Annotated in this window: 29 protein-coding genes; 17 read left to right on the top strand and 12 right to left on the bottom strand. The window is 36.8% G+C overall.

Annotation, left to right across the window (positions count from 1 at the left end; all coding sequences use genetic code 11):
• The first annotated feature begins 115 nt into the window (after positions 1-115).
• Positions 116-766, top strand: a complete 651-nt coding sequence (locus ACSC97_RS09340; protein ID WP_340790532.1) for a potassium channel family protein — start codon at positions 116-118, stop codon at positions 764-766.
• On the top strand, positions 767-2,104 hold the full coding sequence (locus ACSC97_RS09335; RefSeq protein WP_436660588.1) for a TrkH family potassium uptake protein: 1,338 nt from the start codon (positions 767-769) through the stop codon (positions 2,102-2,104).
• Here ACSC97_RS09335 and ACSC97_RS09330 read toward each other — a convergent pair.
• From ACSC97_RS09330 to ACSC97_RS09320, 3 genes are read right to left on the bottom strand one after another with little or no spacing between them, the layout of a single operon-like run.
• Positions 2,092-2,619 carry a cysteine peptidase family C39 domain-containing protein gene (locus ACSC97_RS09330; protein ID WP_212639514.1) on the bottom strand — a complete coding sequence of 176 codons (528 nt, stop codon included), beginning with the start codon at positions 2,617-2,619 and terminating at the stop codon, positions 2,092-2,094. The genes ACSC97_RS09335 and ACSC97_RS09330 overlap by 13 nt on opposite strands.
• Positions 2,620-3,783 (bottom strand): phospholipase A, encoded by a 1,164-nt coding sequence (locus tag ACSC97_RS09325; RefSeq protein WP_436660586.1) that lies wholly within the window; start codon positions 3,781-3,783, stop codon positions 2,620-2,622.
• 21 nt (positions 3,784-3,804) lie between these two features.
• Positions 3,805-6,744 carry an insulinase family protein gene (locus ACSC97_RS09320; RefSeq protein ID WP_436660584.1) on the bottom strand — a complete coding sequence of 980 codons (2,940 nt, stop codon included), beginning with the start codon at positions 6,742-6,744 and terminating at the stop codon, positions 3,805-3,807.
• A 278-nt stretch (positions 6,745-7,022) separates the two neighbouring features.
• On the opposite strand from ACSC97_RS09320, the gene ACSC97_RS09315 reads away from it, so the two are divergent.
• From ACSC97_RS09315 to ACSC97_RS09280, 8 genes are all read left to right on the top strand, one after another.
• A complete protein-coding gene (locus ACSC97_RS09315) occupies positions 7,023-8,036 on the top strand; it encodes an adenosine kinase (protein ID WP_199955008.1) in 1,014 nt (337 codons plus the stop codon).
• 16 nt (positions 8,037-8,052) lie between these two features.
• On the top strand, positions 8,053-8,358 hold the full coding sequence (locus ACSC97_RS09310; RefSeq protein ID WP_087545480.1) for a Rieske (2Fe-2S) protein: 306 nt from the start codon (positions 8,053-8,055) through the stop codon (positions 8,356-8,358).
• A gap of 22 nt (positions 8,359-8,380) precedes the next feature.
• On the top strand, positions 8,381-8,992 hold the full coding sequence (locus ACSC97_RS09305; protein ID WP_171062101.1) for an OB-fold-containig protein: 612 nt from the start codon (positions 8,381-8,383) through the stop codon (positions 8,990-8,992).
• A 568-nt stretch (positions 8,993-9,560) separates the two neighbouring features.
• Complete coding sequence (gene cydP / locus ACSC97_RS09300; protein WP_004677296.1) at positions 9,561-9,752, top strand: cytochrome oxidase putative small subunit CydP; 192 nt, start codon at positions 9,561-9,563, stop codon at positions 9,750-9,752.
• On the top strand, positions 9,752-11,329 hold the full coding sequence (locus tag ACSC97_RS09295; RefSeq protein ID WP_005160020.1) for a cytochrome ubiquinol oxidase subunit I: 1,578 nt from the start codon (positions 9,752-9,754) through the stop codon (positions 11,327-11,329). Before cydP ends, ACSC97_RS09295 begins: the two co-directional genes overlap by 1 nt.
• On the top strand, positions 11,326-12,471 hold the full coding sequence (gene cydB / locus ACSC97_RS09290) for a cytochrome d ubiquinol oxidase subunit II (RefSeq protein ID WP_087546913.1): 1,146 nt from the start codon (positions 11,326-11,328) through the stop codon (positions 12,469-12,471). Before ACSC97_RS09295 ends, cydB begins: the two co-directional genes overlap by 4 nt.
• Positions 12,472-12,485: 14 nt before the next feature.
• Complete coding sequence (gene cydX, locus ACSC97_RS09285; RefSeq protein WP_002120988.1) at positions 12,486-12,587, top strand: cytochrome bd-I oxidase subunit CydX; 102 nt, start codon at positions 12,486-12,488, stop codon at positions 12,585-12,587.
• A 4-nt stretch (positions 12,588-12,591) separates the two neighbouring features.
• A complete protein-coding gene (locus tag ACSC97_RS09280) occupies positions 12,592-12,888 on the top strand; it encodes a cyd operon YbgE family protein (protein WP_130575812.1) in 297 nt (98 codons plus the stop codon).
• Between the two features lie 87 nt (positions 12,889-12,975).
• Here ACSC97_RS09280 and ACSC97_RS09275 read toward each other — a convergent pair whose 3' ends face one another.
• The 6 genes from ACSC97_RS09275 to ACSC97_RS09250 all read right to left on the bottom strand — a co-directional run bounded on the left by ACSC97_RS09275 (position 12,976) and on the right by ACSC97_RS09250 (position 17,353).
• Positions 12,976-13,506: a GNAT family N-acetyltransferase gene (locus ACSC97_RS09275; RefSeq protein WP_436660579.1), complete on the bottom strand. Its 531-nt coding sequence runs from the start codon at positions 13,504-13,506 to the stop codon at positions 12,976-12,978.
• A 52-nt stretch (positions 13,507-13,558) separates the two neighbouring features.
• Positions 13,559-14,236, bottom strand: a complete 678-nt coding sequence (locus tag ACSC97_RS09270) for a YccT family protein (protein ID WP_130575810.1) — start codon at positions 14,234-14,236, stop codon at positions 13,559-13,561.
• A gap of 221 nt (positions 14,237-14,457) precedes the next feature.
• Positions 14,458-15,054: a nitroreductase family protein gene (locus ACSC97_RS09265; protein WP_125299253.1), complete on the bottom strand. Its 597-nt coding sequence runs from the start codon at positions 15,052-15,054 to the stop codon at positions 14,458-14,460.
• Between the two features lie 245 nt (positions 15,055-15,299).
• Positions 15,300-16,439: a signal recognition particle-docking protein FtsY gene (gene ftsY, locus ACSC97_RS09260; protein ID WP_004954150.1), complete on the bottom strand. Its 1,140-nt coding sequence runs from the start codon at positions 16,437-16,439 to the stop codon at positions 15,300-15,302.
• Positions 16,440-16,557: 118 nt separating this feature from the next.
• Complete coding sequence (locus ACSC97_RS09255; protein ID WP_004962130.1) at positions 16,558-16,887, bottom strand: hypothetical protein; 330 nt, start codon at positions 16,885-16,887, stop codon at positions 16,558-16,560.
• A gap of 106 nt (positions 16,888-16,993) precedes the next feature.
• Entirely contained in the window at positions 16,994-17,353 is a 360-nt protein-coding gene (locus ACSC97_RS09250; protein WP_004954146.1) for a hypothetical protein, read from the bottom strand.
• A 226-nt stretch (positions 17,354-17,579) separates the two neighbouring features.
• On the opposite strand from ACSC97_RS09250, the gene ACSC97_RS09245 reads away from it, so the two are divergent.
• The 3 genes from ACSC97_RS09245 (at position 17,580) to ACSC97_RS09235 (ending at position 19,016) form a co-directional block, all read left to right on the top strand.
• On the top strand, positions 17,580-17,813 hold the full coding sequence (locus ACSC97_RS09245) for a hypothetical protein (protein ID WP_004911406.1): 234 nt from the start codon (positions 17,580-17,582) through the stop codon (positions 17,811-17,813).
• 257 nt (positions 17,814-18,070) lie between these two features.
• Positions 18,071-18,451 (top strand): DUF2750 domain-containing protein, encoded by a 381-nt coding sequence (locus ACSC97_RS09240; RefSeq protein ID WP_004911409.1) that lies wholly within the window; start codon positions 18,071-18,073, stop codon positions 18,449-18,451.
• Between the two features lie 133 nt (positions 18,452-18,584).
• On the top strand, positions 18,585-19,016 hold the full coding sequence (locus tag ACSC97_RS09235) for a CBS domain-containing protein (protein WP_348953230.1): 432 nt from the start codon (positions 18,585-18,587) through the stop codon (positions 19,014-19,016).
• Between the two features lie 51 nt (positions 19,017-19,067).
• Here the strand turns inward: ACSC97_RS09235 and ACSC97_RS09230 are convergent, their stop codons facing one another.
• Positions 19,068-20,282, bottom strand: coding sequence for an aspartate aminotransferase family protein (locus tag ACSC97_RS09230; protein WP_125299255.1), 1,215 nt, complete (start codon positions 20,280-20,282; stop codon positions 19,068-19,070).
• A 163-nt stretch (positions 20,283-20,445) separates the two neighbouring features.
• Here ACSC97_RS09230 and grxD point away from each other — a divergent pair, with 163 nt between their 5' ends.
• Positions 20,446-20,787: a Grx4 family monothiol glutaredoxin gene (grxD, locus tag ACSC97_RS09225; protein ID WP_004772459.1), complete on the top strand. Its 342-nt coding sequence runs from the start codon at positions 20,446-20,448 to the stop codon at positions 20,785-20,787.
• Positions 20,788-20,821: 34 nt separating this feature from the next.
• On the opposite strand, the gene ACSC97_RS09220 is transcribed toward grxD, so the two are convergent.
• Positions 20,822-21,145: a hypothetical protein gene (locus ACSC97_RS09220; RefSeq protein WP_004911419.1), complete on the bottom strand. Its 324-nt coding sequence runs from the start codon at positions 21,143-21,145 to the stop codon at positions 20,822-20,824.
• Between the two features lie 79 nt (positions 21,146-21,224).
• Here ACSC97_RS09220 and ACSC97_RS09215 point away from each other — a divergent pair, with 79 nt between their 5' ends.
• Both ACSC97_RS09215 and ACSC97_RS09210 read left to right on the top strand, forming a co-directional pair.
• Positions 21,225-21,650 (top strand): guanosine-3',5'-bis(diphosphate) 3'-pyrophosphohydrolase, encoded by a 426-nt coding sequence (locus ACSC97_RS09215; RefSeq protein ID WP_436660572.1) that lies wholly within the window; start codon positions 21,225-21,227, stop codon positions 21,648-21,650.
• Positions 21,651-21,702: 52 nt separating this feature from the next.
• Complete coding sequence (locus tag ACSC97_RS09210) at positions 21,703-22,626, top strand: LysR family transcriptional regulator (protein WP_004954132.1); 924 nt, start codon at positions 21,703-21,705, stop codon at positions 22,624-22,626.
• 25 nt (positions 22,627-22,651) lie between these two features.
• Here the strand turns inward: ACSC97_RS09210 and map are convergent, their stop codons facing one another.
• Positions 22,652-23,446, bottom strand: a complete 795-nt coding sequence (gene map / locus ACSC97_RS09205) for a type I methionyl aminopeptidase (protein ID WP_419372145.1) — start codon at positions 23,444-23,446, stop codon at positions 22,652-22,654.
• Positions 23,447-23,790: 344 nt separating this feature from the next.
• Between map and brnQ the strand changes: the two genes are divergently transcribed.
• Positions 23,791-25,092 carry a branched-chain amino acid transport system II carrier protein gene (gene brnQ, locus ACSC97_RS09200; RefSeq protein WP_436660570.1) on the top strand — a complete coding sequence of 434 codons (1,302 nt, stop codon included), beginning with the start codon at positions 23,791-23,793 and terminating at the stop codon, positions 25,090-25,092.
• Positions 25,093-25,322 lie beyond the last annotated feature (230 nt).

Genomic DNA, 25,322 nt, shown 5'->3' with positions numbered 1-25,322 from the left:
GAATATTGTATTTTTATAAGTTGATTTTCTTTGCACACAAATGATTACACACGCTCAAATTATTCCGTCTTAAAATAGTTAAAAAGATATTTTTTTCATTTAGTTAAGGATTGTTATGGCACAGTTTGCAGTCATTGGTTTAGGAAGTTTTGGGGCGACTGTTGCATTAGAACTCACTAAATTGAATCATGATGTTATTGGAGTTGATACGATCAAGCGCAATGTGGAAAATTTGGCTGATCAAATCACTCATGCCGTTATTGCTGACGCTACAGATGAGCACGTACTAGAAGAATTGAATATTCAAAATTGTGATGCCGTTGTTGTTGCAATTGGTGAAGATATTGAAGCAAGTATTTTGTGTGTATTAAACCTCAAAAATTTGGGTGTAGAAAAAATCTTAGTAAAAGCTAAAACCAAAGCTCATCACGCAATTCTTTCTCACTTAAATATCACTAAAATTATTCATCCTGAAGAAGACATGGGGGTTCGAGTTGCGCAAGCGCTTAACTATCCTATGGTTAGCCGCTACATGGCACTCGATCATGATCATTACATCATTAAAGTGCCTGTGCATGAGAAACTAAACAAGGTAAATCTATCAGGCATTCTCAAACAAGAACCTCATATCAAACTTTTACTACTTAAACGTGATGAACAAATTATTTATGAAATCGACTCTAGTTTTACCTTACAAACAGGTGACGTACTCATATTAGAAGGATTACTCACCCATCTAAAAAAATTATCGGGATGCTTCCTCTAAATGACCATAAAAATAAATTCGCAAAAGATATTTAATCTTAGCCCACCGACATTGCTCGCGATTGGGTTCTTAAGCTTTATCATTATTGGAACATTACTGCTTAAACTTCCGATTGCAAACAAAGGAAACTTAAGCTGGATGGATGCTTTGTTTACTGCAACTTCAGCGGTCACGATTACTGGTCTATCTGTGGTGAATTTAAATGAATCATTTAACCATCTCGGACAAGTTATAATTTTATTATTGATTCAATCTGGTGGTTTAGGTTTTATGACCTTCGCGATTTTGGCTGCTCTTAGTTTGGCACCCAAATTAGGTCTTAAACAACAAATGATGGCTCAAGACAGTCTAGGGCAAACAAGCTTATCTAAAGTTACATTCGTAGCAAAAGGCGTTGTACTCTATACCTTATTATTTGAATTGATTGGTGTAATCATCCTGAGCACATCATTTATTCCAATGTATGGTGTAGGGCGAGGATTATATTATTCGATTTTCTACAGTATTTCCGCTTTCAACAATGCAGGCTTTTCTTTATTTGACAATAGTTTAATCAACTTTCAAAGTCACTATTTGATCTGTTTAACCATTAGTATGCTTTATACGCTGGGTGGTATCGGCTTTCTAGTGCTGATTGATGTAAAACAGAATAAAAGATGGAGTAAATTAACACCGAATAGCAAACTTATACTCAGCACTATTCTTGTTTTAAATCTTATCGCTTTTATTCTTATTTGGCTTTTAGAATCAAATAACCCATTAACACTTGGTCCAATGACATTAGGTGAACAAGCGATGAACTCATGGTTTCAGGCTACTGTTCCTCGTTCATCAGGTTTTAATACCATCGATACCAGTGCAATGGAGCACAGTACCGCGCTACTTACTATGCTATTGATGTTTATTGGTGGTGGTTCTTTAAGTACGGCAGGCGGTATAAAAGTTGGAACATTTGTGATCTTGTTACTTACTGTTGTTTCATTTTTACGGCGTAACGAAGAAATTCGTATTTTTAATCACTCAGTTTCTCATGAAACGACCTATAAAGCTTTAGCCGTAGCTGCGATTACAGGCATGTTAGTATTTATCGGATGTTTTACGCTTTTTCTGCTTGAACCAGAATTAGATGTTTTAGATTTGATGTTTGAAGTCGTCTCAGCTGCTTGTACGGTTGGACTTTCTCGTGGTGTGACAGGCGAATTACATGACGGTAGTTTATTTGTATTAAGCTTGCTTATGTATACGGGACGACTAGGTCCACTCACCCTTGCATATCTCATAGCAACACCTAAAAAGAGCCGCTTGAAACATGCAAATGCAAATATTCAGATTGGATAGAAGTTTAAAGGCTGCTCGACCACGATAGCTTGCTGACAAATTTCATCAGCTTGGTATTGTTGCTCGAATACAGCCTTTGACATAACCTCAAAATGATCACAAAAACTAATTTCTTGCTCATCAATAGAATAGATCAACGACTGATTTCCCGCCCCATCTAATGTGTCATAAAACACAATAACAAATTTGCCATCTTCATAGGCTTGCTGAATCTTCTCATACGTCAAAGCAGGTCTAATTGGGATCTGAAGTTGCTTTGCCTCTAAGTAAATTTGCTTTTCAATTTCATCAATATCAGGGTCAGGAGCGGTATAGAATGAGACTTCAAATCCTAGCTTTTTCAAGGCCACAGCCAAAGCGATTGTAAAGGTTCCTTCGTTGTAATCATGCCGACATAATTGAATAAGCTCAGCAATATCAATATTTGATTGATATTGCTTTAGAATCAACCAGACTGCAAAAACTCCACAATTTGCCTCAAGCTGCAATAATGGATCAGGAATGTCTAAACTCATTTAGTACCAGTTCATCAAAGAAACGCCAAGTCCAACATAAGTTGCTCGATGATTATAGTCGATCAAGCTCTCACCATAGCCATCAAACAGTTGTAGATGACCACTTAACTTACCTTTGATTGGAAATGCCCAATCAAACTGCACAGCCCCATGTGACTTATCACCACCTTTCAGTGAATGGCGCAACATAAGTGAAAAATCATTTTCCTTGTGTCGGTAGAAAGCTGTCAAATCTCCGCGCCCAATATAATCTTTAATATCAGGGTTGTTATCATCTTTCACATCTTCTTCAATTCGATACCAAGGACGCAGCATCAAAGCAAAATTATCTTTCTCAAAACCAAGATTGAAGATAACTCGATTCCAACTTCTTGATAATGGATCTGAACGACCATTTGATTGGTGATTCAGCGTCACACCTAATAAGCGTGCATTTAACCCTAGAAGTTCATAATTTGTTCTAAACATTAAACTCGCTTCTGGCTCATAGTTGGTTTCTCGAAATGGACGAGACTCCTCTGAGTTATATACTTGCCAGCGTGATGATTGTGTATAGCCCAACCATAGATCACCATTATTTCCGAAAATATTTTCCCAAGCTTTGGTTTTTAAGGAAATCTGGAATTTAGCTTCAGAAGAAGTCAAATTTTGCTTATCTGTCACTGTGTTATTTGGATTCGGACTCTCTGGATATTCGTTTTTATCACTTGTCCAAAAAACTGGCAGTAAATAAACAGGCTGATACGCACGAATATTCCAAACACCCAGTTTACTCTCTTCAGATAACTCCCAACGTCGATCTAGTAAAGATACATTTGGATCAAATTTCGGAGCAGCGCCAATCAGATTCAAATCGCTGACCTTTTGAACCACTTTATCTTTTAAACTTTCAGGTGGGCTTTTTTCTAACTCTTTTGATTTAACGAGAGGTACAGCCGCTACCATTGGTTCTGCAACCTGTGGCTCAATGACGGTTGGAGCTTTAAACATGCTGTCATAGCAAGCCAAGCGGTCTGCACTTGAGCTTAATGCAACACATGCTTCGACAGTAGCTGGAGTGGCGGGTTCTGCGACTTGTGCAAAGGTGTTTGATGCAGCAAAAGAACTAAGTATAGCGAGTATACTTAGTTCCAATTGAGCACGTTCAATTTTTTTGAACGTCATAGCGGTCTCCAATTTTTTCTTTTAATTGACTTGCTGAATTTCAAAACCTAAGTTTTGTAACTCCTCACGTTTAGCAAATGGAGCCACTACTGCTCTCACAGGTTTTTGCTCCAATAGATATTCTTTAGCAACTCTTTGTAAATCAGCTAAAGTAACATGCAATAATCGTTCACGTAGAAGTTTACGGAACTTTGGTGTGCGTGCATGTAGTAATGCATAACATGCCGTTATTGCCTCTCCAGCAGGTGACCCAGGCTTATCCATACCAGACACTAATCCAAGAATTGCTTCTTCAAGTTGATGTTCTTTTTGTTCAGCATTTAGTAGCCACTGAATACTCGCTTCAAAATCATTAAAGGTTTCTGCTAAACGTGGATCACGATAGCTATAGAAACGGAAAGCACAGGCATTACCATCATAGCTTGCTCCACCACCATACGCCCCACCTTTTTCACGAATAGCACTATGCAAATAACCATTACGCAAATATGCCGCTAATACCATAAGTGGAGCCGCATCAAGATGTGCAACATCTACAGCTTGATAAGCGGATGCACAGAACTGAACATTTGACTGAATTAACCAAGCTTCATCATAATTTGTATCTACGTGGTCCACAGTGGTTAATGTTACGGGTTCTTTGCTGACATCTAACTTATCCCAGACATTTTGGATTTCTTCCACTAAACGGTCTGAATGATGTTCTTCACAAACCAATAAGAACTGTTTTGGTGCTTGTAAAAGCTTTCGGTGAATCGCCTTAAGCTCATCGATTAATGCCTGATAAGCTGCTTCATCATTATCGATTTTAGCCACTAAATCACTTAACCAGTTTAATGCACCTAAACCCGTATTATGATAATCACGGCGTGCTAATGCACTCATTTGACGTGAGGCAGTTTGCATAGCATAACTATGTCCAGAACCTGATAAACGGGACTGCCAGCGAGTTTTACGTTGTTGTAACAGCTCAATGATTCGATCTTTTTCATCAAATCTTAATTTCTCAAATGCTAACTTCAACAACTGAATCGCATCTAATTTTTGAGTAAGTGATTTGGTCGTTAAAGTTAACCATGCGCTGATACGATCTTTATCATCAACTTTGCTTCGTAATGAAGCTCCCATACCCAAACCACCACTGACGGCAGTTTGAATTTGTTGAAGTTCTAAATAATCATATTCTCCTGCACCAACCTCGCCCATCAAAATTGAAAGCAAATTAAAATATGGCGATTGCACAATTTCATTTGGGATTTGGATTAAAACTTGTTGATAGTAAATACCATTTGTTCCAGCATGATAGAGATTCAATGGAGTGTCTAATCCATTTGAAATGATCTCACGTAATTGACCTTGTACAATTTGCAACTCTGCTGGAATATCTTCCAAACCAACTTTTGGTAATAAATCTAAATCATCAGGTGTATCCTGACGCTGCTTTAAAGCTTCAGTTTGCTTTTGTATCTCAATCTTCTGTTCATCATTTAGATTTGCAGTGATTTCAGCTAAACGTGCTTGTTCAGCTTGTTGTTCTTTAATTGATTTAGTGGCATCTGGTACCAGCGTCATTTGTACACGATGTGGATTATCTAACAAATGCGTTTGAATTAGATTAGATAGCCACATTGGATCTTTGAGTTCTTCTTTGACTTGTTCTATCGCAGAATCAACATCCCAAACGTGAACAGGATCATTATGGTGAATAACGCTACCTAAACCATTTAAGATCAAGCTAAGTCCGTATGGTGTTCCATCGCCATTAATTTCACGTTGATGCAATTCGATTTGATGCAATATCGCGTCGACTAAATCCGTATCAACTGGTTTAGCAGCAACATCATTCAAAACTTTTAACACACCATCACGGAATTCATTTGCGTGTTCTGGATTTGAGCCTTGAACACCACAATAGAAAGTCATTTCAAAATTACTATCATCAACGCCCATCAACGGACCAGTTGATTGTGCATATCCGCAAGTTTCCAAATAGTGACGTAATGGTGAAGCAGAGTTTTCAAGAAGAATCCCTTCAACCAAACGCATACCTAAACGCAATTTAATGTCACTTGTTTCAGGCAATAACCAAGATAAAACATGATAAGTTTTATCTTTCAAATCTTCACTATCAACCGCGTAATTCTCAATCACCTCAAGTGGAGCTGTGAGTCGCTTTTCTGGTTTTGAATATAAAGTTGTACCTTTAGAAAATTTATGAAGCGCTAAAGTTTCAAATTGCTCTTGTAAATCATAAGCACTTTGATTACCAAAGGTCATAAATACGGCATTACTTGGGTGATAATGAGTTTTGTAGAAATCAACTAACTGATCATACGTCAGATCAGGAATATCCTTTGGATCACCACCAGAGTTGTAATGATAGGTAGTTTCAGGGAATAAATGATGAGCTAGTTGATGGTAAAGTTGATCTGTAGGTGAGCTCATTGCACCTTTCATTTCATTAAAGACTACACCTTTGTAAACTGCCTGATCATTTTCCAACTCAATACGAATACCCTCTTGCGCAAAATCTAAAGGATTTAAATTTGCAGCAAATGTAGCATCCAAATAAACAGATAATAAGTTTTGGAAGTCCTTTTTATTCTGAGTGGCAAATGGATATGCTGTCCAATCTGCGGCTGTAAATGCATTCATAAATGTATTTAATGAGCGACGGATCATTAAAAAGAATGGGTCACGTACAGGAAATTTTTCTGAACCACATAATGCAGTATGTTCAAGAATATGTGCAGCGCCTTTGGAATCCATTGGCTGAGTTCTAAACGCAACTAAAAAGACATTTTCGTCGTGAGAAGTTGCCAAATGGTAATGAATTGCGCCTGTCACTTTGTGTTTATATTCAGATACTTGAATATCAAGTGCTTCTACATGGTGTTGACGTAATAGCTGAAACGCAGGATGAATAGTTTGATTAATGCTTTCAGAAACATCGACAGTCATGAGTTCTCCAATTATCTAATAAAATGATTACAATTTATGATACTGAGTCTACCGAACAATCCCTACAGATATCCATGTAAATTACTATGTTTTTGTAGAAAAATGCAGCGAGTGACACAAAATTGATGTCTGATATTTTTTAATTCCAGTCCTTGAACATTAAAAATAATAAGCATGGAAAGCTCACCTTAAAAGAAGTGAATTTTCTTCAACAAACTACTGTAATCTTGAGCATTCGTGTAAACTTTATGTTTTGATTTTTAACTGTGATGACAAACATGGCAACTGTTGATCTTTTTTCAATTGGTAATGCACTCATTGACCAAGAATTTAAAGTTTCGTATGAGTTCTTAACAGAACATGCTTTGCAAAAAGGTACGATGCAGTTGACCGATGGTGAAACACAAACAGCTCTTTTTCAACAGCTACAAAAAACGCAAACTTATAAAGGTCAGGCAAGTGGTGGATCTGCAGCAAATACAACGGTAGCTTTCAGTGCATTAGGTGGTTCAGCATTTTATGGCTGCCGTGTAGGTAACGATGAATTAGGTTCTATTTATCTAAATGGACTAAATGAAGCTGGGATTACAACAACAAGTAAGTCAATCAGCAATGGTGTTACAGGTACCTGCATGGTACTGATCAGCCCTGATTCTGAACGTACAATGCACACTTTTCTTGGCATCACAGCAGAATTGACTGCTGAACAAATAGATTTTGAACCCTTAAAAACTGCTAAATGGCTATATATCGAAGGTTATTTATCTACGAGCGACACAGCAAGAGCAGCTGTCAAACAAGCTCGTGCTCTTGCTAAAGAGCATGGTGTTAAAATCGCCCTTTCTCTTTCAGATCCTGCGATGGTGCAATATGCACGTCAAGGTCTCGAAGAGTTAATGGACGATGGTGTAGATTTATTATTCTGTAATGAACAAGAAGCACTTATGTTCACGAACACTGAAACGCTCGATGCAGCAATTGAGGCTTTAAAATCTAACAACCAACATATCGTGATTACTCAAGGGGCAAATGGCGCAGTCATTATTGATCCTGCAAAGCAATTTCATGTTGCAGGTCGCCATGTGAATGCTGTAGACACGAATGGTGCTGGTGATGCCTTTGCGGGTGCATTTTTATATGCAATTAACGCTGGACTTTCACTGGATGCAGCAGCACAGCTCGCAATCTTGATATCAAGTGAAGTTGTCGCTCAATTTGGTCCTCGTTTAAGTGTAGAAAACTACGCTAAACTTTTTGAACAATTTAAAAATGCTCAACAGGAATGTGCTTAAGATGGAAAAAATTTGCATGACTGAAGAAGTTCCAGATCGTGAGTCTCGTGCATATGACACCATGAAAGGAACAACAATCTTTATTACTCAGAAAGATGGTAGCTTTTACGCTTATCAAAATGTTTGCCCACATTTGCAAACTGAACTTGAGTATTTAGAAAATCAATTTTTAGATCAGGATCGTGAGTATATCCAATGCTCAACTCATGGAGCATTATTCTCAGTAGAAACTGGTGAATGTATTTCAGGACCATGTCTAGGTGAATTCCTTGAAAAAGTAAATTTGGAAGTACACTCTGATGGTGGTATTTATATTGACTAATACCTAAATCATGAATTCTGCGATGACTGAGTTTTTTTTAAATTACTACCTTATGCCATTTCACATGAGCGTAGTGGCTTTGATTTTGCTCAGCATTGCAGAAACAATTGGTATTTTTATTGGGTTACGTCCAAGTCATCTCGTAAAGAAAATGACACCAGAGTGGTTATTAAATTCACCGCTATTAGATGTAAAATTTTCCAAATACTTAATATTTGTATTTTTACTCATCAATTTTAGTTTTGCAGGTTATTTTCTAGAGCTTTCATTTTTTGCTTTACAACACTACTTTATCTCGCCTTACTATCTTTTTGTTCCTGCTTTGATTATCGACATCTTTTTTACAGTGTTTATGATTAATTGTCTTGACCAAGTGATTAAGCCTAAAGTCACACATACTCACATTAACTTAGTGGGTCGTTTAGCAACAATCTCAACAGGAAATGCACGTCCAGGCTTCTCTGCACAAGCACGTGTTCGCAATGAATTTGGTCAACTGTATTATGTGCAAGTAGAGCCAGAATATGGTGAATTAGAGTTACAATCTCAAGTGTTGTTGATCAGTCAGAAATCCAATTCGTACTATATTGCTAAAAAAATCTCTATTTCAAATAAACTATTTACCGCAGACTGAACCCAAAATCCGTTGAAATCTAATTGAAGCGATTAGAATTTTTTTCATTCATCATTAAAATTACAATTTGTTACATAAAGAAAAAGTAAAAAACGTTTAATCACCTCTTCCATTTTCATCAATCTATTGATCTAACTTTCAAACCAAAATGAAGGATGATATTTCACACATTTTTTAAAGCAAACTCTACCAATACACTAGGTTTTGTGCAGAATCCATTATAAAAATTACTTAATTATGTAATCAATTCCTTAAATGATTGTAAATATTATATTTTTTATATCCATACTATTTTAGTTGGTTTAATTTTTCTTAAATTAATTATAAACCAAACCTTTTTAATCAGATTTAAAAATATAAATACAACTGTTTTAATCAGTTTTTCAAATTAATTCATATTATTTTAGTTGGGTAATAATAATATTTTCAAAATTTGATCAAAATCCATATAATTAATTGATTTTTATAAAAATATTAAATTAATTCATTTTAAAGCCCTTAAAGGTTTATTTTTAATGGATTTTATTTAATAATGTTTTACATGTTTTTAAATATGAGGCGAAGTTCTATGAACATGAGTTCTCAAGATCCAAATCGAAGATTAATCAGAGAGATCACAATCATTCTTATTATTAAAGTTGTGCTTCTCATGGTGGTTAAACATATCTGGTTTGATGCCCCAACGATTCCAAAAGATTTTAACAATGAAGTTGCCGAGCGTATTGCTGGCGATATGTCCAAAACTCAGGAGACACGTTGATGATTTCTGAAAGCGTGGTCGATCTTTCGCGGTTCCAATTCGCAATGACCGCAATGTATCACTTTCTTTTCGTCCCTCTAACTTTAGGTCTAGCTTTTATTCTTGCCATCATGGAAACCACTTATGTGATTTCTGGTAAAGAAATTTACAAAGACATGACCAAATTTTGGGGGAAACTCTTCGGGATTAACTTTGCCTTAGGTGTAACTACTGGTTTAACGATGGAATTCCAGTTTGGTACCAATTGGGCTTATTATTCTCACTATGTAGGCGACATCTTTGGTGCACCGCTTGCAATTGAAGGCCTAATGGCTTTCTTCCTAGAATCGACTTTTATTGGTCTATTCTTCTTTGGCTGGGATCGTCTTTCTAAAGTTCAACACTTAGGTGTAACTTGGCTAGTGGCGATTGGCTCTAACATGTCAGCCTTGTGGATTCTCATCGCAAATGGTTGGATGCAAAACCCTGTTGGTGCCGCATTTAACTATGAAACCATGCGTATGGAACTTGTAGACTTCGGAGCGTTGATTTTCAACCCAGTCGCTCAAGTAAAATTCGTACATACCGTTTCTGCCGGTTATGTCACAGGTGCAGTTTTTGTACTCGCCATCTCAAGCTATTATATGCTAAAGAAACGTGATATGCCCTTTGCTCGTCGCTCTTTCGCGATTGCTGCAATTTTTGGTTTAGCTTCAACTTTCTGCGTCATTTTACTTGGTGATGAATCAGGTTATGAATTGGGTGATGTGCAAAGAACTAAACTCGCTGCAATTGAAGCTGAATGGCACACTGAACCCGCACCTGCCGCATTTACTTTATTTGGTATTCCTAACCAAAAAGAAATGCGTACCGATTATGCAATTAAAATTCCATATGTTATGGGAATCATTGCAACTCGCTCGACAGACAAAGAAGTTACTGGCTTACATGACTTGATGAAAGAGCATGAAATCCGTATTCGTAATGGTATGGTGGCGTATAGCGAATTAACAAAACTCCGTGCAGGCGATCAGTCCCCAGAGTTACTTGCATCATTTCAAAAAAATCAAAAAGACTTAGGCTATGGTCTGCTATTAAAGAAATATACACCGAATGTTGTTGACGCAACTGAAGAACATATCAAAGCAGCAACTAAAGATACCATTCCAAATGTCGCTGCATTGTTTTTCTCGTTCCGTGCGATGGTGGCTTCTGGTGCATTAATGTTATTACTTTTCCTACTGGCTGCGTGGTCAGTCGCTAAACGTAATGCCGAAACAAAACCGTGGTTACTTAAATTTGCTCTATTTGCTCTTCCACTACCATGGATTGCAATTCAAACAGGTTGGTATGTAGCTGAAGGTGGTCGTCAACCATGGTCTATTGGTGAAGTTTTACCAACACATCTATCTGCATCTTCTTTAAGCACAGGTGATGTATGGGGATCAATTATTGCACTTGCTGCGTTCTATACGGTACTGCTCATTATTGAAATGTACTTAATGATCAAATTTGCTCGTTTAGGTCCAAGTTCGTTGCACACTGGTAAATATCATTTTGAAAAACTAGCTGCAAAAACTGGGGAGGCTCAATCATGATCGAATATGAACTCCTAAAAATTATTTGGTGGGTATTGGTTGGTGTATTACTGATTGGCTTTGCCCTCACCGATGGTTTTGATATGGGCTCAATGGCGCTGATGCCATTTGTAGGTAAAACTGATTCTGAAAGACGTGCTGCAATCAATACGATTGCACCACACTGGGATGGTAACCAAGTCTGGTTTATTACCGCTGGTGGTGCACTTTTTGCTGCATGGCCAATGGTTTATGCTGTCGCTTTCTCTGGCATGTACTGGGCATTACTACTCGTTCTATTTGCGCTATTCCTCAGACCCGTTGGATTTGACTATCGTTCTAAATTAGAAAATACCCAATGGCGTACTTCTTGGGATTGGGGTCTATGCATTGGTGGTGCTGTACCAGCACTAGTATTCGGTGTTGCATTTGGTAACTTATTTTTGGGCGTACCATTTAGCTTAGACGACACCTTACGTTCTGAATACACAGGCAGCTTCTTTGCATTATTGAATCCATTTGCGCTTGTCTGTGGTATCGTGAGTTTGTCAATGTTATCTGCTCATGGCGGCGCATGGTTAATGCTTCGTACTGATGGTGATTTACATAACCGTTCGGCTAAAGCAACTCAAATTATGGCAATCGCATTCCTTGTATGTTTCTTAGCGGCTGGCGCTTGGTTATTGTTTGGAAATATCTCAGGCTATAGTTATGCTACTGCTGTTAATACTAATGCTGCATTAAACCCACTTGCAAAAGAAGTGGTAACAAATGCAAACCATGGTTGGTTGAATAACTACTCAACTTACCCAATTACTATGGCTGCACCAATTGTTGCAATCCTAGGTGCATTATTGGTTATTCTTAGTGCTGGAAAACGTAAGGCAGCTGCAAGCTTTACAGGTACGAGTCTGATGATTGTGGGTGCTATCTTAACTGCTGGTTTTGCATTATTCCCATTCTTATTGCCATCAAGTATCAACCCAACATCAAGTTTAACGATGTGGGATGCTGTTTCTAGTCACAAAACTCTTGGTGTAATGACTGTTGCTGCTTGTATTTTTGTTCCTCTCATTTTGATCTATACCTCTTGGTCTTATTACAAAATGTGGGGTGTCATCACTAACAAACACATTGAAGAAAATTCACATAGTTTGTACTAATGAGGAGATGTGAAATGTGGTATTTTGCATGGATTCTAGGCATTTTGATGGCATGCTTCGCAGGTGTACTCAGTGCACTCTATATTGAACATCACCAAGACTTAGATGAGGAATAATAAAATGGCTCAAGTCATGTCAACACCAAAGAATAGTAAAGCGCAAATTGTTGCAATGACCGTTTCCTTTTTGTTGGCATTGCCTCTTGCTGCAATTTTATTAGTCCATCCTGCACTCATGCTAGATGAAAATGGTCACTATAATCACAGCATACTCATGTTAGTCATGATTGGGATTTCAGGTGGTTTTATTCATGGTGTAGGATTTGTACCTAGATTTTGGTTATGGAAATGTTTATTTAGCCCTTTTATCGCATGGCCTTTAATGCTTTTGGGATATTTTATTTGGTTAGGTAATTAATTTATCAATATTAAAAGAGGAAGTTCATACTTCCTCTTTTTTCACATAACGTAATTACAATTAAATTACTTCACACACACAAACCAATCACCTAATTCTTTTAGTCATTTCAACTAGACTTACTGGGATTAATGGTATTCCTACCTCCGCAGATATAGGATAATCATCAACAACACCAGTGCGATTAAATCCTCTACGTTCATAATATTCAATAAGTTCTTTACGTACACTAAGTACATAAAGATTAATATTCAAAACATCGGCATAAGTGTCAAGTATATATTTTTCAGCAAAACTCAACATTCGATGCCCTATGCCTAAATTTTGTAGATCAGGATCAATTGCAAATGTCCCTATTTCTACAAATTCACGCATGAGGGTCAGTCCAATGCAAGCAATTATTTTTTCTTCAAATTGGGCTGTATACAACTCAAAATTTTTATTATTAAGATCAGAAATTAATTGCTGCTTAGATATACGTGCACCCTTTACGTAGTCTTTTTCTGTTGTCCAACTTCGACCAAATTGATTTCGATAAGCCGCATTAATTACTTCAACCAAAAGATCTTTATCTTCAATTCTTGCTTTTCTTATATCTAAGTACATTTTAATAATCATGAGCCAATAAAAAACCGATGATAACATCGGTTTTTAAACAGATACTAAAAAATTAATTAGTTTGACCTGCCAACCAAGCCATAAACTTTTGTCGTTCAGCTTTAGATGCTTTCTGCCATAAATCAACCAATTGCTGATCTATGGATTTGATCGAATTTGTACTCGCAACAGTTGCTATCGGTGCTTCGATAACTTGATTAGTTGCTGCTGCACCATAAACTGGTGCTGGTTGATTTACTGCATTATTTTTATTCTTACTAGTTAAATCTAGAGTACGACTAATTAAATTACTACCAGTGAACCATGGTTGAGCTTCATTATTCGCACCTGTTTGCTGCACAACTAATTTTTTGTTTTGATCATACAAAGCAACTGTTGGTTGTTCAGCGTATTTCTTTGCAGCTTCAAAACTTTTAGGCGCATTCACTAATCCAAGTACATAAGACTGGTTATCCTTAAGTTCTGTAGCTTGTAAAGTTACAACGCCAGATTTAACGATGTCATGCTCACCATTTAAATGCTCAAAATATTCACGATAGCGTACATTGACCGTCAAATTACCAGGATCAACTTGATAGTTATTCTTTTTTGATGCGAGAAGACCATTATTTACTTCTTGACCGTTTACAGCAAGAATGACAATTTCTTCTGGTGCAGTGATTGTAACTGCTGAAAAAACTGAACCACTTAAAAATAAACCTAAAGCAGCAACACCAACTCTTAAAGACATTAGACTCTTCTCGATATAAACTATTTATAAACCCGTATGCACTATGCTACGAGATTGTGACTATTTTATGACAATAAACCAAACCGACCGTGCTTACAATTCGGCTTTTATTAGATATACATCTTTTTTGGTGATATAAAAAATAGAACTTTAGACGAACCCATTACTTCAAAACAAAAAAGAGCACTTGAAAGTGCCCTTTTTTTAATAATCTTGAAAACTTAGTTAAAAGTTTTGAAACGTGCAGCGTCATCCATAAATGGTTTATCGCCTGCTGGCGCTTCAATTGAACCAAATACTAACTGAGCACGTAATTTCCAATTTGCAGGAATATCATAAGTCTCAGCAACTTCCGCATCCACAATCGGATTATAGTGCTGTAATGATGCACCGATACCAATTTCAGAAAGCGCCGTCCAAGTTGCAAACTGAGCAATCGCACTTGAATGTTCAGACCATACTGGGAAATTATCAGCATATAAAGCAAACTGTTCTTGTAAACCTTTTACAACATCTTGATCTTCATAAAATAATGCAGTACCGAAACCTGCTGCGAAGCTATCAATTTTTTGATTTGTGCCTTCAAATGCTTCAGCTGGTACGATTTTACGTAAAGTCTCACGAACGATGTTCCAGAAATTTGTATGTGATTCACCATAAAGCGTCACAACTCGAGATGTTTGTGAGTTAAATGCTGAAGGGCTTTGTTTTACTGCTTCGCGAATCGTTTCTTCAATTTTCGCTTGATCTACTGTCACGTTTTTGCCAATTGCATAAATCGTACGACGAGCTTTGATGCTGTTTAAAAAGTTACTCATGTTGTTATTCCTCTTTTACCCTTTGGGTGTTATCTTGGATTGAATGTAGTGTATAACGGCTTATTTTTTATTAGTAGACCAAAAAATATAACAGATCGTTTTATTTTTGAAACGACCATATATGGTTGCCTATTTTTAGATCACAATAAAACTGTAGATTTACCATAATTTCCTTTCATTGCTTTGAATATAAAAAAGAGGCTCTAAGAACCTCTTTTTAAAAGAATAAGCTAAATAATTAAAAATTATTTCTCAGTCTCGAACAAAGCAGCAACAAATGATTTAGCAGAGAAAGGACGCAAATCGTCAATCTTTTCCCCAACACCGATATAACGAATCGGCACATGAGTACGACTTGCGATATTGAATAAGACACCACCTTTAGCAGTACCATCTAACTTAGTAATTGTAATACCAGTCAAGCCAACAGCCTCATCAAAAAGCTGTACTTGATTGATCGCATTCTGCCCTGTACCAGCATCCACAATAAGCATAATTTCATGTGGTGCAGTCGCATCTATCTTTTGCATTACGCGCTTAACTTTTTTTAACTCTTCCATTAAGTTAGATTTGTTTTGCAAACGCCCTGCCGTGTCAGCAATGAGAACATCGATGCCTTTTGCACGGGCACTTTCGAATGCATCAAAAATCACAGAAGCACTGTCTGCACCATGACCCTGTGCAACAACTGGGATATCGTTACGCTCACCCCAGATCTGCAATTGTTCAGTCGCTGCGGCACGGAAAGTATCACCAGCGGCAAGCATGACCTTCTTTCCTTCACCCTGTAAACGTTTTGCAAGCTTACCGATGGTTGTTGTCTTACCAACACCATTTACACCCACCATTAAAATGACATAAGGAGATTTATTAGGATCAATATGTAATGGCTTCACGCGAGGAGCCAATAATGCTACCAACTCTTCTTGCAATGCTTTATACAAAGCATGTGAATAGATCAAATCTCCACGTGCTGTACGCTCTGTCAGATTTGCGATAATTGTTTTTGTTGCCTCAACACCGATATCTGCAACCAAAAGTTGTTCTTCAACTTCTTCTAATAGCTCATCATCGATTTCTTTACCACCGATCAAAATATTGACCATACCATCGGTAAAACTACGACGAGTTTTGGTTAATCCATCCTTCATACGTCCAAAGAAACCTGTTGATTTGGTTTCTTCTTCCTCTTCTGAAGATACTGATTGGTGTTGCTCAGTTATTTCGACGTTAGTAGCTGGTGCAGGTGTTGTCTCAACTGTTGTTTTTACAGCTGGCTCAATAATGGGAACATCGACAGCAGGTAAACTCGGTAATGTGACATCATCATCGCCAATATCAGCATCTATCAAGAATTTATTTTGCATATTCGATTGCTGTTGCATGTCAATTCCTTGAGAATAAAGCAGCTTTTTAAAAAGATGGTCAGTCTAGCATAAATAGATTTTATTTTCCCGACTGCTACAAATCCCCCATTTATAAATAAATTACTTTGATTAAAACTCACTCATCATCGAGCGAAAGTGCAGGATATTCTTGGATACGTGTAGATTCAAATTGAAACGCATTTAATAGTTTTAAATATTCAACCCGACGAATTTTTTGAGCTTGTAAAACATTCAAAGCCATAGCCTGCGTTTTGGGATGGCTAGCTTGTTCAGCCAATTGCATAACCTTCAGATATTGATCCTGATTCACTGGTCGTAGTAGAGCATTAAATGCAAGAATAAAAATGGCTATTAGAATAAATATCACTAAATAGACATTAAACTGATCTAATTTATGCCCTAATTTTAGCTCTAAGATTTTATGTTTTAAATGTTTAGACAGCATGACTAACCTCAATATTAGAAGTAGTGTATGTGCCTACGTAACTCAGTACAAGACTCACGTTCAATAAGCCGCCAAAATATCGTTTATTGAACGTGATGGTTATAGGTCAACTTACTAATGTACGTACAAAGGCGAAGTAAAGGATAAATGCAATAATCACTAAACTAACAAATACAGCGAACATTCCCACTCCACTTTCTGCATCTGCTGGATGTAAATCATCATCATCTGCTATACGGCGCAGCTCTCCGTTATAAATTTCATAAAAACGATCTTTTTGCTCTGGGCTAAGCGTACTCGCAAAATCATAAACCCTTTTACGCTGAGCTAAACAATAATCACCCAAATGAATTTCTTGATGGAAAATAGCCTCATCAAGTAATTTTCGATGATGATGTGCCAATTCAATAATTTGATTTTCAGATGGTGGAACATCAAAGGTTAAACCATCGATTACGTTTGACATGTTATTCTCCTTTTCTATTATTTTCACTTTGATTTTACTTAAAATTATTTGCTAGAAATGTTTAATCGTGTAAGCTTTTATTTACAGAAAGACACTCGATATATTTGACAATTCCATTATTTTTGTCATAATAATTTAACAATTCAAAGTTAAATTAGCTTATATTCAAAGTAAAGTGTCTTTGGATAGATTTTGCGGTAATCATAATTAAAATAAGGAGTTATATATGATTCAACATTTCACACAACACGAACTAGAGCATGTGTATGCAAATGCGGTTAATACCATTCAATCGCAAAAAAACTTTCAAGATGCAGTGAAAGAACTTGAAGAAGTAGCAAAAGCAGGTCATGGTAAAGCAGCATTGTTTCTAGCAGAATTGTATTATCAAGGTTTCCGAGTAGAGCGTGATTCACTTAAAGCACAATACTGGCAAAAGATGGCAACCTTACAAGCATAAAGAGACGTCACCTAGGTGGCGTTTTTTTATGCCTGTAATAAAGATAAAAAGTTATCTTTATCTGAGTTAAAAAATGTAATTTCTTTAGCATCTAAAATTTAATTAGAGCTTACTTTTTTCAATAAATGTGATGCAGATTACGATTTATTGAAATAATTAGAATATTTGCTTACGATTTTGATGAATTGATTAAACATAAATGCAAAGTATATTTCTTATAATAAAACATGAGTTTATAACTATATAAGTTTAAGAATATGTATCGGTTTAACCATTTTCAACCAGTTTCTCGTGAGTTGATGATTAAAATTTCAATCCTAAAAACAATGATGTATTGCGGTGTACTTTGGGGTCTTTATCATCAAGGTTGGGCAATCAAATCTGATCAAGATGGTCACGTATTCCCTTTTTGGCTAAATGGCGTCCAAGCACACCGTTATGCAAAATCACATTGGAAACATTACCAACCACGTAAAATCACACCTAAAGATTTTCACGAATCGTTGCTTCCTACTTTGACCCGATTACAAGTTGAACCTGCTTTGTTTAATTCTTCGCACAGAAAATTCAAACTTTCTACTCAACAAATGCAGCACTTTTTCTTTATGCCAAAAGACACTGTAATGCCAGCAGTATAAAGCATCTAATCAATGATGACTTTTTAAGCACTTACATTAAAAAGTCATCATCGAAGATAAATTAGGGCTTTGCATTTAAAAAAAATACCGTTAAGTTAAATGAAAATGACAATACAACACAGGTGGATAAATAATGACAATCGTTGCTCAAGTCATCAAGAATAAAGCAGTACAATCTATTTTTACGATTTCACCAAATGCGACTGTACTTGAAGCAATTAAAATCATGGCAGATAAAGGTGTTGGTGCTTTAGTCGTTGCAGAAGATGAAAAAGTGGTTGGAATTTTCTCTGAGCGTGACTATACACGTAAAATCGCCTTGATGGAGCGCTCTTCAAATAATACGCCTGTTTCAGACATTATGACTTCAAAAGTGATTTCTGTAAGCTTAAACAATACAGTTGAAGAATGCTTAAACTTAATGACAGATCGTCATTTACGCCATTTACCTGTCCTTGAGAATGAAAAATTAGTTGGTTTTATTTCAATTGGTGATTTAGTCAAAGCTGCTATGGAAGATCAGCGCGTTTTAATTGAACAGTTACAACAGTATATTTCTGGCTAAGTGATTAATATAAAAAAGGGCAATTAAATTGCCCTTTTTTATTTACAAAAATCAACCTTTCAAGAAATTCTGAATGGCTGGTACAAGACGCTTAAGAAGATCGTCTGCTTGTTCTTGTGTCATGTTTAATGGAGGAAGTAAACGAACTACTGAACCTGCGGTTACGTTAACAATTAATTTGTATTCATCACGAGCGATTGCAACAATTTCAGCACAATCTTTAGGTAATTGAATACCAATCATCATACCAAAACCACGAACTTGAACATTCAAATCATTTAAATGCACTTTGAGCTGTTCAACTATGTATGCACCCACTTTAGCAGCATTTTCTACAGCATTTTCATTTTGAAGTGTGTCAATCACTGTGTAAACAACACGTGAACCTAAAACAGTTCCACCATACGTCGAACCATGACTACCAGCACCCAATAGTCCAACTGCTTTACCTTGAGTCATGACCGCGCCAACAGGAAAACCATTTCCTAAACCTTTTGCAGTTGTCATCACATCAGGAACTATATTGGTGTGTTGGTATGCAAAATATTTACCTGTACGACCATTACCAGTTTGGATTTCATCAAGCATCATCAACCAATTGTGCTGATTACATAGTGCGCGAACTTCTTCTAAATAGCTGAAGCCTTGTGGAGCGGTATTGACACCACCTTCACCTTGAATTGGCTCAATCAAGATAGCAACAATGTCTGGATGATTGATCGCAGCTTCTTGGATTGCCTCAACATCACCAAATGGAACTCGAATAAACCCTTCAACTAATGGCGCAAAACCTTCCTGAACTTTTTTATTCCCTGTTGCAGACAAGGTTGCCAAAGTACGACCATGAAAAGATTGTTCAGCAACGATAATTTTAGGATTACTCACACCTTGCTGCGCACCAAATTTACGCGCAATTTTAATTGCACCTTCATTTGACTCAGCACCGCTATTTGAAAAAAAGATTTCTTCCATTCCTGAAACTTCAGCAAGTTTCTGCGCAGCAGCTGTCTGCCAAGGAATTTCAAATAAGTTACTGGTGTGTACTAATGTTGCAGCTTGCTCTGCAATTGCTTCTGCAATCACAGGATGAGCATGACCTAAACCACATACAGCAATACCTGTCAAAGCATCTAAATATTCAGTACCATCTGCTGTGTACAGATACGCCCCTCGTCCTCGAACAAAACTGATCGCTTGGCGACCATAAGTAGCCATAAGATGTGAAGGTTGATCAGGTTGCACAGGAGCAAGAGTGATATTAGTCATAACAAACTCAATCTATCGTTAGTTGTGTTGAAAAAGGTTATATAAGCAAAAACCTGTCTAGATTGAAAGCTTAAACTCACATTTATACAAGAAAAATCTTTAGCAATAGCCCGCAGCTAATTTTTCGGTATATAATTTGGGAAGATTAGTTGAGGATCTATCTATGACGGAACAAGCGCGTGATACAGTAGCGTTAATTCGTGATCAAATTGCGAAACACCCTGTTTTACTTTACATGAAAGGCACTCCACAATTCCCGCAATGTGGTTTTTCAGCTCGTGCAGTTGAAGCACTTAGTCAAATTGGTCGTCCATTTGCCTATGTAAATATCTTAGAAAACCAAGATATTCGTGCAACATTACCTCAAATTGCAAACTGGCCTACTTTCCCACAGTTATGGGTAAATGGTGAGCTTATTGGTGGTAGCGATATCATGCTTGAGATGTTCCAAAATGGTGAATTAAAACCATTAGTTGAGCAATATAGCCCAGCACCTGAAGCATAAGTTTAAAAAGCCAATCTCTTGATTGGCTTTTTTATTACTTACAACTTAAACCGATATAACGAAACATCCCTTCGACGCCCAAATCTGATTTTAAAATAATTACATCTTCATATGTTGACTTTGAAATACTAGAAAAGATATTCATATTGGCATCTTCATGAATTTCATCAACAGATTGTGACAAAGTTTCTTCAAAACGATCTGCTATATATTCAAAGCCCAAGTCCATAGCGATAAATAACGTATGATCACATGGTTGGATATATTGCTCTTGTTCCCAATCTAGTACAGCTTGTTGACAATATGGGCAGACAATATTTTGAGTTGAATCGGCAATATTAATAAGTTGATAAGACATGATGATAAAGCTTAAGAAATTAAAAACAGTTTAAAAGAATATCGTAATCAAAGCTATTCAGCTCAGGAGTATTTAGCACATGGTCTCTATAGAACAAGCTATCGCTTTTGCCGCTACAAAGCATATGGGACAAGTCGATAAGGCGAATGCCCCTTATATATTACATCCTTTACGCGTCATGATGAACGTCTCAACGATTCAGCAAAAAATTGTAGCCGTGTTACATGATGTTCTCGAAGATACTAATACTACTGTAGATGAACTATATGAATTAGGATGTGATAACGATATTGTTGAAGCAATTCTAGCATTGACTAAACTAAAGGGTGAACCTCGAACTGAGGCTGCAAAACGCACCCTTCAAAACCCTATAGCACGTGTTGTGAAAATTGCAGATATCACTGACAATATGGACTTATCGAGGATTCACTCACCTACAGATAAAGATTTTGAACGAATTAAAGAATATCAACTGGTTCGCGATATTTTGACACAAAGTATTTAATCAATCGGTTTATACTAACCTAGAACTTATAAAAGCTGGAGTTTATGGCGGAATGCTAACGGATTTAGATGATTTTTACTGCTTTGCACTGGTTGTAGAACATGGTGGTTTTAGCGCAGCCGAACGTGCAACTGACATCCCAAAATCTAAGCTTAGCCGTAGGGTCTATAATTTAGAAGAACAACTAGGCGTTCGCCTCATTCAACGTAGTTCACGACATTTTGCTGTCACTGATATCGGTATGGATGTCTATCGACACGCACAAGTCATGATGAATGCCGCGCAAGCAGCACATGATGTGGTTAATCACTTAAGTAGCGAACCTCGTGGCGTGATCAAAGTAAGCGTTCCTGTCGACATCGCCCAAAACCAAATGGCGAAAATACTACCCGCTTTTTTGAAGAAATATCCCGAAGTACGCGTGCAAATGATGGTCAGTAACCGTCGTGTTGATGTTATTAATGAAGGTATTGATCTAGCTTTAAGGGTTCGTTCTAAATTAGATGATGACCCCAATCTCGTATTGAGAGAGTTTGAAGCAATAGAACAACGTCTTTTTGCCAGTCAAGCATATCTTAATGAATTTGGACACCTGAATACACCTGAAGAACTGAGCAAACACCGTATTATTAGTATGTCAGAAGATCATCTCGATCAACAATTCTTATTAAGCGGCCCAAATAATCAACAACAAAAAATTAAAGTTAATCCAGTGATTATGGCTTCCAATCTTTTAATGTTGGCAGAACTTGCAAGCCAAAATTGCGGTATCGCTTTATTACCAGATAGTATTGCTCAAGATTTTGTAAAATCAGGACAATTAGTAAAAGTATTACCAGAGTGGACTGCACCTCATGGTATTTTTCACGCTGTATATCCATCGAGAAGAGGTTTGCTACCTGCCGTACGTGTATTTATTGATTATCTGGTTGAACAACTAACGATGTGCTCTACAAGAAAAAGGCCTGATTTTTAATCAAGCCTTGATGATTCGAAACCCTTTAAATTGAAGGATAATGTCCAGTTCCATTTGGCCATGGCGTCAATAGCTCAAATCCATCATCAGTCACAGCAACCATGTGCTCCCATTGCGCTGACCAAGATTTGTCCTGAGTAACAACCGTCCAACCATCACTCAACTCTTTAACAAATGGTTTCCCAGCATTAACCATGGGTTCAATCGTAAATACCATGCCTTTCTTCAGCACCATACCCTGACCTTTTTGCCCGTAGTGCAAAATGTTTGGCTGTTCATGATATACGCGCCCAATTCCATGACCGCAATACTCTCGGACAATACTATAGCCTTCACGCTGTGCTACAGATTGAATTGCATGACCAATATCACCTAAAGTAGCACCTGGCCTCACAGTATGAATACCAGCAAGCATCGCTTCGTAGGTTGTTTCTACTAATTTTTTTGCTTCAGGTGTAGGTTCGCCCACAAAGTACATTCTACTTGTATCACCAAAGTAACCATCTTTGATGACAGCTACATCAATATTTAAAATATCACCGTCTTTTAAAATCTTCTTTGCAGAAGGAATTGCATGACAAACCTCTTCATTGACGGAGATACACGTAGTCTTCGTAAAACCATGGTAGCCAACATTGGCAGGTATCACTTGCAGCGTATTTACAATGTAATCATTACAGATATCATCGAGGTATTCTGTACTTACGCCAGGCTTAATATACTCGCCTATCATTTCTAAAACTTGTGCCGCTAAACGTCCTGAGATTCTTAACTTCTCAATATCTTTTTCCGTTTTGATGGTCACAGTAGAAGCTCTCATTCGAGATATTCCTTATTAAAAAATAATAAAATCAAAAAATAATGCATAGGCGTTGCATTCATCATTTCTATAGTTTTACGCCTTAGCTTTCAAATGTTCAATCCTTTTATGGACTAACACCAATTAATTGTACATTTAATTTAGATTTTTATCATAATATCATCATGTTTAACCCATTTTTTCACTTTTAAAATTATTTCAAACAATTATGTTTACCAATCCTAATTATATGATTTACAAGCTTTCTTTTTAGTCAAAAATCAATCAATTTTCACATAAAATTAGTTTCAAAAGAGAACATTTTTGGTCTAGAATTCGCACTTTTATTTTAAACCTCCCATTTTATGAATCATCTTCGTACAGGAGATATTATTGCCTTAGGTTTTATGACCTTCGCACTGTTTATTGGTGCAGGTAATATTATTTTCCCACCTATTGTCGCACAACAAGCAGGTGAACACGTTTGGCTTGCTGCTTTTGGTTTTTTAATCACTGCTGTTGGTTTACCAGTGCTTACCATTATGGCTTTATCGCGAATGCAAGGCTCAATTGAGATTATTAGTTCTCCTTTAGGTCGATTTGCTAGCCTTTTATTAACAATTGTTTGTTATCTCTCTGTTGGTCCATTATTCGCTACTCCACGGACTGCGACAGTTTCATATGAAATTGGTTTTGCTCCTTATTTTGGAACTTCGAGTAGTAGTTTATTTATATATAGTGTGATTTATTTTGCTTTAGTGACTGCAGTATCACTCTACCCAAATAAGCTGCTAGACACTGTAGGGCATGTTCTTGCGCCTTTAAAAATTATTGCACTGGCAATTTTAGGTATTGCAGCAATTGTTATTCCGACTGGTTATATCTCACCGCCGATCAACAACTATGTGAGTAGTCCAGTATCTGAAGGCTTTGTTAATGGTTATCTCACCATGGACACGCTTGGTGCATTGGTCTTTGGTATCGTAATTATTCAAGCAATACAATCACGTGGTGTGACAGACTCAAAACTGATAACTAAATATGCAATTATTGCAAGTTTAATTGCAGGTGTTGGACTTACACTCGTATATATCAGCCTATTCAAACTTGGTTTGGGTAGTCATGAAGTTGCTGCGAATGCTGACAATGGCGCTATTATTTTGCATGCATATGTTCAACACGCATTTGGCGACTTAGGTTCTATCTTCCTGACTGGATTAATCTTTTTAGCATGCATGGTAACTGCTATTGGGCTAACCTGTGCTTGTGCTGAATACTTTACTGAATTGACTGGTCTACCATATAAATTACTTGTTTTTATCTTGATCGGCTTTTCATTGGTAATTTCGAATCTAGGCTTGACTAAACTTATTGCATTTTCAGTACCAGTGCTTAGTGCTATCTACCCACCAGCTATCGTGGTTATTATGTTGAGTTTTTTCTGGAAATTCTGGAATAAACCATCATTAGTTATTGGATCAGTTACTACAGTTGCTTTCATTTTTGGAATTATCGAAGCGGTAAAAGCTGCAGGATTCAACGAATATTTACCAGTTTTCATTCAACATCTACCTTTGAATGAACAAAATTTGGCATGGCTACTTCCATCTCTTATCATACTGGTGGTAACTACTGCTATTGATCGAATGCGTAAAGAAAAAATTTAAAATGATTTGTCGTTAAAATGATGTTTTATCCAGACATGATTTTAGCTATACAGAAAATGTTCTTTTATCCAACGTTCATTTTTTGTTTACGACAAATCTTTTTAACTGTTAAATTAATGATTTAGGACTTACGCACTATCATTTATAGATTCTCTGTGGTAGCAGATGATTTTTATCGAGAATAAAGTCATCAATGAAGTCTTTGATGATTGGTCTAAATAAGTTCTTTT

It is taken from the genome of Acinetobacter sp. P1(2025), assembly GCF_051390655.1.
Classification (GTDB): Bacteria; Pseudomonadota; Gammaproteobacteria; order Pseudomonadales; family Moraxellaceae; genus Acinetobacter; species Acinetobacter junii.
This window is presented reverse-complemented; position numbering and strand designations above follow the sequence as displayed.

Excerpts from the sequence above, each read along its gene's own strand:
- ACSC97_RS09320 (WP_436660584.1), bottom strand. The coding sequence starts at position 6,744 with ATGACTGTCGATGTTTCTGAAAGCATTAATCAAACTATTCATCCTGCG.
- ACSC97_RS09295 (WP_005160020.1), top strand. The coding sequence starts at position 9,752 with ATGATTTCTGAAAGCGTGGTCGATCTTTCGCGGTTCCAATTCGCAATG.
- ACSC97_RS09220 (WP_004911419.1), bottom strand. The coding sequence starts at position 21,145 with ATGTCTTATCAACTTATTAATATTGCCGATTCAACTCAAAATATTGTC.
- map (WP_419372145.1), bottom strand. The coding sequence starts at position 23,446 with ATGAGAGCTTCTACTGTGACCATCAAAACGGAAAAAGATATTGAGAAG.
- grxD (WP_004772459.1), top strand. The coding sequence starts at position 20,446 with ATGACGGAACAAGCGCGTGATACAGTAGCGTTAATTCGTGATCAAATT.
- ACSC97_RS09335 (WP_436660588.1), top strand. The coding sequence starts at position 767 with ATGACCATAAAAATAAATTCGCAAAAGATATTTAATCTTAGCCCACCG.
- brnQ (WP_436660570.1), top strand. The coding sequence starts at position 23,791 with ATGAATCATCTTCGTACAGGAGATATTATTGCCTTAGGTTTTATGACC.
- cydX (WP_002120988.1), top strand. The coding sequence starts at position 12,486 with ATGTGGTATTTTGCATGGATTCTAGGCATTTTGATGGCATGCTTCGCA.
- ACSC97_RS09230 (WP_125299255.1), bottom strand. The coding sequence starts at position 20,282 with ATGACTAATATCACTCTTGCTCCTGTGCAACCTGATCAACCTTCACAT.
- ACSC97_RS09255 (WP_004962130.1), bottom strand. The coding sequence starts at position 16,887 with ATGCTGTCTAAACATTTAAAACATAAAATCTTAGAGCTAAAATTAGGG.
- ACSC97_RS09240 (WP_004911409.1), top strand. The coding sequence starts at position 18,071 with ATGTATCGGTTTAACCATTTTCAACCAGTTTCTCGTGAGTTGATGATT.
- ACSC97_RS09305 (WP_171062101.1), top strand. The coding sequence starts at position 8,381 with ATGACTGAGTTTTTTTTAAATTACTACCTTATGCCATTTCACATGAGC.
- ACSC97_RS09340 (WP_340790532.1), top strand. The coding sequence starts at position 116 with ATGGCACAGTTTGCAGTCATTGGTTTAGGAAGTTTTGGGGCGACTGTT.
- ACSC97_RS09270 (WP_130575810.1), bottom strand. The coding sequence starts at position 14,236 with ATGTCTTTAAGAGTTGGTGTTGCTGCTTTAGGTTTATTTTTAAGTGGT.
- ACSC97_RS09275 (WP_436660579.1), bottom strand. The coding sequence starts at position 13,506 with ATGATTATTAAAATGTACTTAGATATAAGAAAAGCAAGAATTGAAGAT.
- cydP (WP_004677296.1), top strand. The coding sequence starts at position 9,561 with ATGAACATGAGTTCTCAAGATCCAAATCGAAGATTAATCAGAGAGATC.
- ACSC97_RS09245 (WP_004911406.1), top strand. The coding sequence starts at position 17,580 with ATGATTCAACATTTCACACAACACGAACTAGAGCATGTGTATGCAAAT.
- ACSC97_RS09330 (WP_212639514.1), bottom strand. The coding sequence starts at position 2,619 with ATGAGTTTAGACATTCCTGATCCATTATTGCAGCTTGAGGCAAATTGT.
- ACSC97_RS09235 (WP_348953230.1), top strand. The coding sequence starts at position 18,585 with ATGACAATCGTTGCTCAAGTCATCAAGAATAAAGCAGTACAATCTATT.
- ACSC97_RS09280 (WP_130575812.1), top strand. The coding sequence starts at position 12,592 with ATGGCTCAAGTCATGTCAACACCAAAGAATAGTAAAGCGCAAATTGTT.
- ACSC97_RS09215 (WP_436660572.1), top strand. The coding sequence starts at position 21,225 with ATGGTCTCTATAGAACAAGCTATCGCTTTTGCCGCTACAAAGCATATG.
- ACSC97_RS09325 (WP_436660586.1), bottom strand. The coding sequence starts at position 3,783 with ATGACGTTCAAAAAAATTGAACGTGCTCAATTGGAACTAAGTATACTC.
- ftsY (WP_004954150.1), bottom strand. The coding sequence starts at position 16,439 with ATGCAACAGCAATCGAATATGCAAAATAAATTCTTGATAGATGCTGAT.
- ACSC97_RS09210 (WP_004954132.1), top strand. The coding sequence starts at position 21,703 with ATGCTAACGGATTTAGATGATTTTTACTGCTTTGCACTGGTTGTAGAA.
- cydB (WP_087546913.1), top strand. The coding sequence starts at position 11,326 with ATGATCGAATATGAACTCCTAAAAATTATTTGGTGGGTATTGGTTGGT.
- ACSC97_RS09315 (WP_199955008.1), top strand. The coding sequence starts at position 7,023 with ATGGCAACTGTTGATCTTTTTTCAATTGGTAATGCACTCATTGACCAA.
- ACSC97_RS09265 (WP_125299253.1), bottom strand. The coding sequence starts at position 15,054 with ATGAGTAACTTTTTAAACAGCATCAAAGCTCGTCGTACGATTTATGCA.
- ACSC97_RS09250 (WP_004954146.1), bottom strand. The coding sequence starts at position 17,353 with ATGTCAAACGTAATCGATGGTTTAACCTTTGATGTTCCACCATCTGAA.
- ACSC97_RS09310 (WP_087545480.1), top strand. The coding sequence starts at position 8,053 with ATGACTGAAGAAGTTCCAGATCGTGAGTCTCGTGCATATGACACCATG.